This is a genomic window from Ideonella azotifigens (genome assembly GCF_006519715.1).
In the GTDB taxonomy this organism is placed as follows: Bacteria; Pseudomonadota; Gammaproteobacteria; order Burkholderiales; family Burkholderiaceae_C; genus Ideonella; species Ideonella azotifigens.
The window spans coordinates 1-11,134 of sequence record NZ_VIDT01000124.1 but is presented as its reverse complement, the minus strand read 5'-3'; the positions used below and the strand labels follow the sequence as shown (position 1 = coordinate 11,134).

Here is an 11,134-nt window from a genome sequence, read left to right as displayed (position 1 = left end):
GGACGCCGCGGTCGGTGGTGCCGGGGTCTGGCTGCGTGGGCGTGTTGCCGCCGGTGCCACCGCCGCAGCTTGCCATGGCCAGGCTCAGGGTCAGCAGGCCGGCGGCGCGCGCGAGAGCGGTGCGCATCACGGCCTTCAGGGCACCATCGCCGCGGTGCGCAGCTTGGTGGCAATGGCCTGCTTCATCGTGTCCAGCTTGGGCTGCACCTGCGGGCCAGCATCGGTGGCGACCTTGTCACCCACCGCGCGCTCCAGCTGCGGCACCAGCTGCTCGAACTTGTGTTTCACAGGCGATTGCAGCAGCGCAATCAGCTGCTTCAGCTCGTCTTCGCTGAACTGCTGGGCCAGCATCTTGCCGGCCGTCTGCGGCACGGCCTTGGCTGCAGCGGCCTGGGCGATGGGCGTGGCCTCGTCGATGTAGCGCTGGGCATCGGCCGAGATGGCCTTCATCGTCGCCTCCTGCTTTTCGGCGCTGACGCGGCCCTGCATCGCAATGCGGCTTTGCTGCACCGCGTCGGCCGCCGGCCGCTGCACCATCACCAGCGCCACGCTCTCCGGGTGCCACAGCGTCAGCAGTTGGTCGACCAGCGCCTGCTTGGCGGGCGAGACCGGTGTGTCGGCCACGGCCGGCAAGGGCGGCGCGGGCGGCGCGGCGGTCTGAGCGGCCTGGCTGGAGAAGGTGGTGGCGAACAGCAGCGCGCAGGCGCCAAGGCGCAGCGTGGTGAGGAGGCGAGCGGAAGCAGTCATGACAGGAGCGGGGAAAGGAAGGCTCAGAACGGATGCGTCATCGTCACGCCGCCGTAGCGCAGGACGGTTTCGCCCTGCACGTCCAGCCCGGCGTAGGGGTTGTAGATGACGTTGAAGAAATCGGTGCAGTTGAGGTTGCAGCTGGCGTTGGCCGGCACCTTGTAGCGGCCCTTGGCGACGCTGGCACCAATGTCGAAGCGCGTGCCGTCGCTGGTGGTGTAGCTCACGCCCAGGCTGCGCACCTTCATGTCGGGCAGCGGCGCGATCAGGTCCAGCTTGTCGGTCGGGATCGAGCTCTTGCGCGGCTCGTAGCCAAAGCGCAGCTTGAGCTTGTCGGTCACCGTGATCTCGCTGCCGAAGCCGTAGTGGATGTTGCTCTTGTAGCCACGCGGAATCACCAGCTTGGAAGAGTCGGCCTGGCCGAACAGCCGCGCCATCTGCAGCAGCTTGACCTGCTTGTCGAACTGGAAGGTCAGCTTGTCCCACTGCGACCAGTCGGTCCAGTTGGCGTCCACGTTGAACTGCAGCCGGTCGATGGGCTTGACCTTGAAGCCCAGCTGCGCATGAGCCGGAAACGGCAGCACCAGCGTCACGTTGCCGGACTGGTTCTCGGGGATGGACGTGGGCAGGCCCAGCGTGGCCGCGGCGATGGGCCCCAGCAGCGACGAATACATGCCTTCGACGAACTTGCGGAACATCGGCTCCGCCTCGAAGTTGTAGCGCCCGGTCAGCACGGTGCGCGAGCCGCTCTGGTAGACCGCGCCGAAGCCCAGCCAGTCCTGCGGTTCCCACAGCAGGCCGATGTTGAAGGTCGGGTCTGCCGGCGCGGTGGCCTCGAAGCGCATGTTGCCGGCCTTTTTGAACGGGTCCAGCCGGCCCTCCTTGCCACCGCCGCACAGGCCGAAGGCAAAGGCGTCCAAGGGGTTGCCGTTGTCGCCGCACCAGGCTTCCTGCAGCTTGCCGAAAATGCCGATCAGCTTGTTCGGGAAGCGCATGTCGGTGTCCAGCGCGAAGCCCTGGTGCGCGATCGGGATCGCCAGGCCGACGCTGAAGGTGTCCGACACCTTGTAGGCCACCGAAGGCGAGGCATAGACCAGGCGCTGGATCACCACCTTGCGGCCGTCGAAGCGGGCTGGGTCGTCCGGGTTCTTGGTGCGGTCGATGCCAACCGCCTGCGGGATGTAGACGCTGGTGGCGAAGGTCCACGGCGAGCCGGGCTGGTTGAACGCCAGGCCCAGGCCGGCCGCCACCGCAATCGGCATGCGCCAGTTCGGCACGCCGGCAATCGGCAGGAAGATGGCCTGCCGGTTGTGGGCGCTGACGGTGCCGTCCAGCGGATCCTCCTTGAAGCCGCCCACATCGAAACCGTCCGGCTGGTGGAACGAGGTGGTCATGCGGATGCTCGCGCCGAACACCGTGTCGGCGCGGGTGTGCCCTTGCAGCTTGCTCAACCCCGCCGGGTTGAAGTGCACCGCTTCCAACCCGTGCGGATCGGCGGTCACCGCATTGCCCATGGACATGGCCGCCGGGCTGACCGCCAGGTTCTCGGTCAGCGAAGCACGGGCCGCCGAATGGATCAGGCACAACCCAGCGCCGGCCGCTGCAGCGCACCGCCGCCACAGACGCGCGGCCCTCATCAGAAGCTCAGCGGCATGTTCAGGCCCAGCGTGAAGTCCGGCGAATCGGTGCTCAGGCCGACGCCGACGGTCACGTTGACCGTGGTCTTGGGCGACACGCGCAGGCCCAGGCCGAAGTTCAGCATGCCCGAGGTCTGCGTGGCCGTCAGCGAGGAGCTGGTGGTGCGCGCCTCATCGTCGGTGACGAACTTCAGCTTGCTGCGCGCCGAGATGGTCTCCTGCAGCGACATGGTGGTCGAGACCTTGTACGACAGTGCATAAGCAAAGCCGAAGCCGAAGCCCACCGAGGTGCCGGGCCGCACCTCGGTCAGGATCAGCCCGTCGCGCTCCTGGCTCAGGTTGCGCGCCGGCAGGTTGAAGGTGAAGTTCAGCGAGCCGAACAGCGCCACCGGGTCCAGCACCTGCGAGACATTGCCGCCCAGCGTGATGGCGGTGTTGCCCGAGCCGGTGGCCACGTTTTGGCCCACGATGGTGGTGTACGGGCTGCGGCCGGTGGGCAGGCGCAGCGAGGCACTGCCGGTGTAGGTCGGGCCGTCGCGGTGCAGCGCAAACGGCTGCCAGCGCAGGCCCAGCGAAATGTCGCCCAGGCCGTGCGAGATGCCGCCGAAATCGGTGCTCTGCGAATAGCGGCTGACCAGCGGCAGCGTGAAGCTGCCGGTCAGGTTGTCCAGCAGGCCGTAGTCCACCGAGCCGGTGTTGGTGATGGTGTGGGCGCGGGTGTTCTGGATCTCGAACAGCGTCAGCGTGCTGTCGGTGAACTTGGCGTTGATGGTCTCGGTGCCGATGTACGAGTAGTTCAGGTCGTAGGTGGCCGACACCTGGCCGGCCTTCAGCAGCGAGTACTGCTTGTCGGCGGCAGACAGCGTCTCCTTCAGCAGCGTGGCCTGGTTGATGTCGCCTTCACGAGCCTTCAGCGCATCACGCGCGGCGTCGGCGTCCGGCACTGCGGGTGGCGGCACCGGCGCAGGCTTGCCGGCTTCGGTCCCGGGCGGTGCGGGAGACTGGCTCTGCGCGCAAGCGAGGCCGCTGGCCAGGGGCAGCCCAATGGCCAGCGCGAGGGCCGCAGCGGCGGCCAGGGGAGAGAGAGGTGAATGCAAACGCATGGTCATTGACGTCGGAAAAAGAAATTGCCGAATCCAGCCTGCACCGCGCGCTCCAGCGCTTCGCGGTGGTTCATCGTGTCGAGCACGGCAGGATCACGGAGCCGGTCGATGTCGATCACGCCCATTTCCTGATCGCTGAGCGCAAGCGCACGCGGCAGGGAGCTGACGCTGGCCGGCGGATAGATGATGAACAAGGTGTTGCGGTCCCACAGCTGGGCAAAGTCCTCCTGCGAAAAGACGATGTGCCCTGCGGCGGGATCAGCGAGGAAGACTTTGCCGCCGCGCAGGCCGCGGAAGACCACGAAGTGCTTGAAGCCGGCGTAGTCGATGGGCACGATGGCCGGGTCCTTGAGCGCCGCCAGGTCGCTCAGCTCGGCCTTGAAGCCGGCGCTGTTGCTGCCCAGCGTGGCGACATAGCGCTTCATGTCCAGCAGCGAGAAGCCGCGGCGGGCAATGATCTTGTCGCTCTCGCCGAACTTCAGCATGCCTTCCATGGACTGCTGCTCGGTCACTGGATACCCGAGGTGGTAGCGCAGCACGGTGGTCAGCGCGGCCGAGCCACAGCTGTAGTCATAGGCCTGGTGGACGATGTTCTCGAACTTGAACTCGCTCTGTGGCCGCATCACGACGGACTCCGGCGCCGGCCCGCCACCGACCGCCTGCATCGGCAGCTCGAACTGGTTGGCCGGCCGGTCCTGCGGCTCAACCTCGGAGCTGACGCCAGCACCGGTGATGGCCGACGCGATGACGCCGAGAAGAATGGTCCACATGGGAAGGGTCCAGGGAAAGGCGGGAAGACAGGCAGGGCGGGCGGCTCAGCGCGCCCACATCAGCACATGGCCGGTCATGGCACCGGCGCCATTGAGCATCAGGCTGCCGAAATTGCCGGCGCCGGGCGCGGCAAGCGGATCGGTCTGCACCGACAGTGCGCGCACGCCGAACTGCTCGAAGCCGACAAAGCCCGGCAGGCCGAGGTCCAGGTAGTCGCTGCCGTCGGCGTGGCGGCGCAGGTTCAGCGTGATGTTGTAGAGGTCCATGATGCCGCCCAGGCCGTGCATCACCAGGTACACCGGTTGCAGCGCATCGCCAAAGCCGACGACCAGATTGGGCTGCATGGCCTGTCCGCTCAGCAGCCCCGAGTTCAATTCGAGGTGCACGCCCAGGCCGATGCCCGCTGCACTCACCTCGGACAAGGCCGCGTCGTCCAGCGGCTGCGGCGCCGCGTGCACGGACACAGCCAGCCACAGCAGGGTCACGAGGGCGAAAGCCGACTGCCAGCGCATGGCTCAGGACCCGGGCCGCAGCCGGATGTCGACGAAGTTGATCTGCATGCTGCCGATGCGGCTGCTGCCCAGGTCGGTGACACCGGTCACCGGACTGGTGAAGCGGATGTTGTCAATCGCCAGGCCAGCGCGCGGCGCGCCGTCTGCCGTCGTGTTCCAGTCGACCAGCAACTGCAGTGCCGGGCCTTTTTCATCGGTGATGGCGCGCAGCAGGCCGGGCTGCGTCGTCACATCGGCCAGCGCCCAGGGCTGGTGGGTGAACTGGCCGTTGGCATCGACCGCGCCCAGGCGCAGACCCGAAAGGCGCAGCTCCTCGCTCGCGTTGACTCGGCCCAGCGGGCGCAGCACCAGCGCGCCCAGCTCGGCCCGCAGCGACAGGCCAAAGCCGATGCCGGTGGACACGTCCGCCTGCGTCGGCGTGCTGAGCTGCAGGCCGCCGCCATAGAAGGCCAGGTCCTGCAGCACCAGCGCGCCCAGATCGTGCGTGAGGTCGCTGGCATTGACGCTCAAGTCGCCCGCGAACTGCCAGCGCTGCAGGCCGGCGGTGTTCAGCGGCTGGCTCAGCACCACCATGTCGGCCAGGCCGCCGCCGCGCCGTTCGATCCACAGGCTGTACGGGTCGTCGAAGCTGTGGTCCGGGTCGTCGGAGCGCGAGATCGCCAGGTCGCCGAACTTCAGCGATGCGCCTGCCGGCGAGGTGTAGGTGAAGCTGAGCTTGCCCGAGAGCGAGAAGTCCTGCAGGTTGAAATTGAAGCCATCGCCGCCGGCCACACGCGAGAGCGCGCCGTCGTCCAGTGGCTGCAGCGCAAGGGCGGGCGGCGCGAGCACGAGGCCCAGCGCTGCGCCGAACGCTGCCACCAGCGTTCGGTACCACCCTGCCCTGCGCGCCGCCACGGTCAAGGGCCCTTGCCGGTGTTGACCGGCACGGTGCCGGTGGTGTTGATGGCCGTCAGCCGGTCGCGCCAGTTCAGCCACAGGCCGGCCAGCGCGGTGTCCGGCGCGCCGACGGCGGTGTTGACGGTGGGGAAGTTGACCGACTGCTTCAGCACCGAGAGGAAGAAGTCGCGGCTGGCGCCGTCTGCATTGCCGGCGGTGACGCCACCGATCTGCGACAGCGCGACGGTGCAGGTCGCCGTGCTGATGCAGGTCGTGCCGTCCCAACGCTTGCCGCCCAGCGTGTCGTTGCGCGAGTCGATGCTGCCGGCGCTGCCGGCGTCGATCAGCAGGCTGCCGCTGACGGCGTTCATCGTCAGGCCGATGTCACCGCTGATGCCGCCAAAGCCCAGCCGCATGCCGACGACTTCCTTGGTCGCGCCATTGGTGACGAACTCGAAATACGGGTGGGTGATGCTCACCGTGGTCTGCGCCGCCGTGGCGTCGCTGCGGCCGAAGTGCAGCGTACCGATGTCGATGTCGGCACCAGTGCCGTTGCGCGCGGCCCAGCTGTATTCGCCCAGCCGCAGGTTGTTGAAGTTGGCCGACAGGCGAATGTCGGCGTCCAGCGTCAGGCGGGTGAAGTCCAGCCCGAGGTAACTCGTGTTGTCCAGCGTGATCAGCGCCTGGCCCCAGGTCTCGGACAGTGCTTCGTCGTCCAGCAGCTTGCCCTGGGCGTGCGCGGCCGGCAGTGCGCATGCCGCCAGCAAGGCGGTCGTCAAACAGGTCAGCAGGCGGCGCATGGCGGAAGGTTCGGGGAACAGCTTTGCAAACACTGAGGGCAGAAAAGCCCCGCGTCGCCTGGCAGCGGCGCGGGGCTGGCACAACACGTCAGGCGACCGGCAGAAGACAGGCCTGGCGTGGGGTTCTCAGGCCGCAGCTCAGTGCGCGTAGATCCAGAACTTGCTGCCTTGCATGTCGATGTTGTTCAGCGCGATCGAGCCGAACGACTTCGTGCTGTTGCCCATCGTGATGGAGGCAACGGTCACCGATGGGGCCAGCTTGTGATCCAGGCCGCCGTCAGGGAAGGCGAACTGCACGACATCGGTGGCGCCGTCATAGATGCCGCTGGTGACCAGCTTGGCCGCTTCGGTCGGGGCTGCGGCGCCGACGTACTTGGCCATCGACGTGGCGACAGCGCTTTCGGTGGTCGCGGCATTCAGGATGTCGATCGTCATCACGAACATGCCGGTCACGCCGATGTTGTTGAACGACACGGAGCCGCCGTTGGCATCGGTGTCGGTGTACTTGAACGAGCCGATGTTGATGTTCAGGTCACCGGCGATGGTCACGCCGTCCTGGCCGCTGACGGCCGACAGGGCTTCGTCATCGATCGAGGTCATGGCCGAAGCCGAGAAAGCCAGGGCGGACAGGGCGGCCAGGGCCAGGGTGCGCAGTGCGAATGTCATGGGATGTCTCCAGGAATGAATGCTTGGTTGTGAAATTCACTTGTCGCCGATGCCTGCCGGCCCTGCCCGACTGCCGCACCGGTTGTGCCGGTGGCGCGACGCCCAGGATGCGGGAGTCAGTGGTCGAGCGGCGCAGGTTTGCATCGCGGAGCGGATGTTCGGCATTCGCAGGTTTTGCTGCACTGACTGCCTGGGCCAAGCTCATGGCTTCAGCGACCATGCGGGAAGGCCCCTAGAGGGTTGCTCCGAATGGCCGCGCACCGGGTGTTGGCGGCGGCCCAAATGCAGCGCGGCGACCCGAAGGTCGCCGCGCATCAACAAGGCAAGCCGGGCTCAGGAAGGCCGGTAATCGCCGGGGCTGCGGCCGAACCAGCGCTTGCAGGCGCGGTAGAAGTTGCTCGGGTCGGAGAAGCCCAGCGCGAAGCTCATCTCGGTCGGCGTGGCGCCGCCGCTGTCGAGGAAACGCTGGGCCAGCTCGCGCCGCGTGTCGTCGACCAGCTCATGGAAGGTGGTGCCGGCCTCGTTGAGCCGGCGCTGCAAGGTGCGCTCGCTCATGCACAGCACGGCGGCCACCTGTTCGCGCCGCGGGTCGCCGCGCGGCAGCTGGCGGCTCACCACCTGGCGCACCTGCGCCACCAGGCTGCCGCCCTGCTGTTCCAGCAGCCGCGTGGCCAGGCGCTCGCTGAGGTCGGCAATGGACGGGTCGGCCGTCGGCACCGGCAGGCTGAGGATGCTTTGCGGGAACTCCATCGAGAACTCGCCGGCACCGAACATCACCGGTGCGCCAAACGCTTCCAGCCACGGGCCGGGATCGGCCGGCGCCGGGAACGGGTGGTGCACCACCAACGGCCGGATCTGCAGGCCGCAGACCCAGAAGAAGCCCTGCAGCAGCGTGGCGGCCATGAAGTCGTAGCGCTGCTGGGCCGCGGGCTGGTGGCCAGGCGAAACCCGCAGCGTGACGCGGCAACGTTCGGGGCCAAGCTCCAGCCCGACCGAGGTGGTGGGCGAGATGACGCCGGTGAACCGCGAGAACTGCTGCAGTGCGCAGCGGATGTCGTCGGCCGCCATCACCAGGTGGGCCATGCTGCCCAGCCCCAGCATGGGCTGGCGCGGCGTCATCTTCAGGCCGATGGCGTCGTCGCCAGTGTGGGCCACGGCGGCACGCCAGGCCGTGTCGAACAGGTCCGCCAGGTCGACCCGCGGCACCACGTCATCCAGCGAGCGCAGCCGGCCGGTGCCCATCAACACCGTGTCCAGGTCCATGCCGAAGCGCGAGAAGCCATCGAGCATGGCCCGGTAGGCGCTGAGCTGGCGCAAAGGAATGGTGTTCATGCTCCCTCCAGGCCGGGGCAGGGCACACCGGCGGACAACAGGCTTTGACGGGGCTTCGGACGGGGACTGGCAGGCGCGCACGGTAAAAAAGCACGGTCGTGCGATTACAAGGCGTGACGATAACCGATGCGCCACCCGCTGCCATGCGAACGAACCCGTGATGCCGCGCCTGCGTGAACAAACTTGCGGATTTGCCACGTCGCCGCGCTGCCGTGGCGCGGGGGACGGCCTGCCGCTGCGCGGCAGGCCGGGGGCCGTCAGAACCCTTCTTCGACCAGTTCGGCGGCGCGGATCAGCGCGCGCGCCTTGGCCTCGGTTTCCTGCCATTCCATCTCGGGCACCGAATCGGCCACCACGCCGGCGGCCGCCTGCACGTACAGCGTGTTGCGCTGGACGATGCCGGTGCGGATCGCGATGGCCACGTCCATGTCGCCGGCAAAGCTCAGGTAGCCGCAGGCGCCGCCGTAGATGCCGCGCTTGACCGGCTCCAGCTCGTCGATGATCTCCATCGCGCGGATCTTCGGCGCCCCGGTCAGCGTGCCTGCGGGGAAGCTTGCGCGCAGCACGTCCAGGTTGCTCATGCCGTCCTTCAGCAGGCCTTCGACGTGGCTGACCAGGTGCATCACGTGCGAATAGCGCTCGACCACAAAGGCCTCGGTCACCTTGACCGAGCCGGTCTTGGCGATGCGGCCGATGTCGTTGCGCGCCAGGTCGATCAGCATCACGTGCTCGGCGCGCTCCTTCGGGTCGTTGACCAGCTCGGTCTCCAGCGCCTGGTCCAGCTCGGGCGTGGCGCCGCGCGGGCGGGTGCCGGCAATCGGGCGGATCACGATCTTCTCGCCCTGCTCGCTGTGCTCGTGGCGTACCAGGATTTCCGGTGACGCGCCGACGATCTGGAAGTCACCCATGTCATAGAAATACATGTACGGGGACGGGTTCAGCGAACGCAGCGCGCGGTACAGGCTCAGCGGGCTCTCGGTGTAGCGCTTCTTCAGGCGCTGGCCGATCTGCACCTGCATCATGTCGCCGGAGGCGATGTACTCCTTGGCCTTCAGCACCGCGGCCAGGTAGTCGGCCTTGTCGAATTCGCGCTCCACCGCATAACTCGGGCCCCGCTTGACCGGCGGCGCGGTCACGCTGTACTTCAGCTTGTCCGCCAGTTCGCCCAGGCGCTTCTTCGCCTTGAAGTAAGCCTCGGGCTTGGACGGGTCGGCCCAGACGATCAGGTAGAGCCGGCCCGAGAGGTTGTCGATGACCGCCAGCTCTTCGGTCTGCAGCAGCAGGATGTCGGGCGTGTCCAGGCCGCCGGGCTTGTTCGTGTCGGCCAGCTTCTTCTCGATGAAGCGCACCGTGTCGTAGCCGAAGTAGCCGGCCAGGCCGCCGCAGAAGCGTGGCAGGCCGGGCCGCAGCGCCGGCTTGAAGCGCTGCTGGTAGCTGGCGATGAAGTCCAGCGGATTGCCTTCGTGCACCTCCATGACTTCGCCGTCCGTCACCACTTCGGTGCGCAGGCCGGTGGCACGCAGCAGCGTGCGCGCCGGCAGGCCGATGAAGGAATAGCGCCCGAAACGCTCGCCGCCGACGACGGATTCGAGCAGGAAGCTGTTGGCCTGGCCGCCGGCCAGTTTCAGGTACAGCGACAGCGGGGTTTCGAGGTCGGCAAAGGCTTCGGCAATCAGCGCGATGCGGTTGTGGCCCTCGGCGGCAAGGCTCTTGAATTCAAGTTCGGTGATCACGGATCAGTTCTCCTGGCTGCCCAGCTCGTGCATGCGAACACCGCATGCGCACACCTGACCCAATGCAAACGATTGGAACGATACGTGCTAAGAATTGGGCCGAGGTGGCGAGGCGGTGCACACGCACCGCCCAGGGAGCCGGCTGCGAAATGCAGACCGGGCAAACGGCAAACGAGGCTCAGGTCGAGCGGCGCCAGGGCCAGGCTCCCCGGTCGTGAGACGACGCCATCCATTTGCGCGAGGTGAACATGGGCCAAAGTGTAGCAGCGCCCCCGGCGCGAACCGGGGCTGGAACGCAGCGCGCAACGGCGCCAGGCACGGGTCCGTCCGCATGGACAGGCCGCGAAACGCTTTGCGACACTGGTTGTCACAGTCGCTCACAAAGCGGCCCGCAAAGCATTCATGAGCACCCCAGGCTGACCGCCTCGCATCGGCGCACCAGTCATGATCAACGTCAGAACGGAGACCCGCACCCTTCCTGAACCTGAATGTTTCGCCGCGCTGCTGGGCATCTGGCTACCCTGACCCTGCTGGCTTGCCGGCCTCCCGAGTTGTCGGCCCCACCCCTGGCCGTTTCTTGAACCCGCTGCGCCGCGGACGATCTCCGCAGCCGGCCCGTTGGCTGAATAACAAAGATGGACTCTGCTGTCGTTGTGACCTGCCTGTCGGTGGCATTGCTGGCAGGCCTGCCTGCTGTTGCCCAGACGGCCAAACCGGCCTCCACTGCCAAAACCGCTGCGGCGGCATCTGCCCCCGCCGACGACGACCTGGCGCCACCGCCAGGCTTCGAGATGAGCGACCGCGTCAAGCGCGAAGCCGCGCGGCCGATGTACTGGATCAAGATGCACGCCGAGCCTGCCAAGGAGCAGGCGAAGGAAACCGCCAAGGCCCCGCCGCCAGCGCCCCCGCGCCCGCAGGCCACTGCGGCACCGGCCTTGGCCACCAAGGAACCGGCCA

General features: G+C 67.5%; 10 protein-coding genes and 1 pseudogene. 1 reads left to right on the top strand and 10 read right to left on the bottom strand.

The window, feature by feature from the left end; translation table 11 throughout:
* Positions 1–135: 135 nt before the first annotated feature.
* The 10 genes from FKP22_RS10480 to trpE all read right to left on the bottom strand — a co-directional run bounded on the left by FKP22_RS10480 (position 136) and on the right by trpE (position 10,177).
* Positions 136–747, bottom strand: coding sequence for a DUF2059 domain-containing protein (locus tag FKP22_RS10480; protein WP_141287441.1), 612 nt, complete (start codon positions 745–747; stop codon positions 136–138).
* 23 nt (positions 748–770) lie between these two features.
* On the bottom strand, positions 771–2,384 hold the full coding sequence (locus tag FKP22_RS10475) for an OmpP1/FadL family transporter (protein ID WP_141287440.1): 1,614 nt from the start codon (positions 2,382–2,384) through the stop codon (positions 771–773).
* Positions 2,384–3,487 carry a transporter gene (locus tag FKP22_RS10470; RefSeq protein ID WP_231010047.1) on the bottom strand — a complete coding sequence of 368 codons (1,104 nt, stop codon included), beginning with the start codon at positions 3,485–3,487 and terminating at the stop codon, positions 2,384–2,386. The genes FKP22_RS10475 and FKP22_RS10470 overlap by 1 nt, the downstream gene beginning before the upstream one ends.
* 2 nt (positions 3,488–3,489) lie before the next feature.
* Positions 3,490–4,257: a C39 family peptidase gene (locus tag FKP22_RS10465; RefSeq protein WP_141287438.1), complete on the bottom strand. Its 768-nt coding sequence runs from the start codon at positions 4,255–4,257 to the stop codon at positions 3,490–3,492.
* A 45-nt stretch (positions 4,258–4,302) separates the two neighbouring features.
* Positions 4,303–4,743, bottom strand: coding sequence for a hypothetical protein (locus FKP22_RS10460; protein ID WP_170200839.1), 441 nt, complete (start codon positions 4,741–4,743; stop codon positions 4,303–4,305).
* A 30-nt stretch (positions 4,744–4,773) separates the two neighbouring features.
* The gene (locus tag FKP22_RS10455; RefSeq protein ID WP_141287436.1) at positions 4,774–5,628 is read right to left on the bottom strand and encodes a hypothetical protein; all 855 of its coding nucleotides are present in this window, start codon (positions 5,626–5,628) and stop codon (positions 4,774–4,776) included.
* A gap of 38 nt (positions 5,629–5,666) precedes the next feature.
* Positions 5,667–6,446, bottom strand: coding sequence for a hypothetical protein (locus FKP22_RS10450; protein WP_141287435.1), 780 nt, complete (start codon positions 6,444–6,446; stop codon positions 5,667–5,669).
* A 138-nt stretch (positions 6,447–6,584) separates the two neighbouring features.
* Positions 6,585–7,112: a DUF6160 family protein gene (locus FKP22_RS10445; protein ID WP_141287434.1), complete on the bottom strand. Its 528-nt coding sequence runs from the start codon at positions 7,110–7,112 to the stop codon at positions 6,585–6,587.
* Between the two features lie 333 nt (positions 7,113–7,445).
* A complete protein-coding gene (locus FKP22_RS10440; protein WP_170200838.1) occupies positions 7,446–8,444 on the bottom strand; it encodes an AraC family transcriptional regulator in 999 nt (332 codons plus the stop codon).
* Between the two features lie 257 nt (positions 8,445–8,701).
* The gene (gene trpE, locus FKP22_RS10435) at positions 8,702–10,177 is read right to left on the bottom strand and encodes an anthranilate synthase component I (protein WP_141287432.1); all 1,476 of its coding nucleotides are present in this window, start codon (positions 10,175–10,177) and stop codon (positions 8,702–8,704) included.
* A 635-nt stretch (positions 10,178–10,812) separates the two neighbouring features.
* Between trpE and FKP22_RS10430 the strand changes: the two are divergent.
* Positions 10,813–11,134 (top strand): annotated as a pseudogene (locus tag FKP22_RS10430) (hypothetical protein); the annotation flags it as partial.

What these genes read in the sequence shown, in the direction of transcription:
- FKP22_RS10480 (WP_141287441.1), bottom strand. Translation starts at nt 747, where the DNA reads ATGACTGCTTCCGCTCGCCTCCTCACCACGCTGCGCCTTGGCGCCTGC.
- FKP22_RS10475 (WP_141287440.1), bottom strand. Translation starts at nt 2,384, where the DNA reads ATGAGGGCCGCGCGTCTGTGGCGGCGGTGCGCTGCAGCGGCCGGCGCT.
- FKP22_RS10470 (WP_231010047.1), bottom strand. Translation starts at nt 3,487, where the DNA reads ATGCGTTTGCATTCACCTCTCTCTCCCCTGGCCGCCGCTGCGGCCCTC.
- FKP22_RS10465 (WP_141287438.1), bottom strand. Translation starts at nt 4,257, where the DNA reads ATGTGGACCATTCTTCTCGGCGTCATCGCGTCGGCCATCACCGGTGCT.
- FKP22_RS10450 (WP_141287435.1), bottom strand. Translation starts at nt 6,446, where the DNA reads ATGCGCCGCCTGCTGACCTGTTTGACGACCGCCTTGCTGGCGGCATGC.
- FKP22_RS10445 (WP_141287434.1), bottom strand. Translation starts at nt 7,112, where the DNA reads ATGACATTCGCACTGCGCACCCTGGCCCTGGCCGCCCTGTCCGCCCTG.
- FKP22_RS10440 (WP_170200838.1), bottom strand. Translation starts at nt 8,444, where the DNA reads ATGAACACCATTCCTTTGCGCCAGCTCAGCGCCTACCGGGCCATGCTC.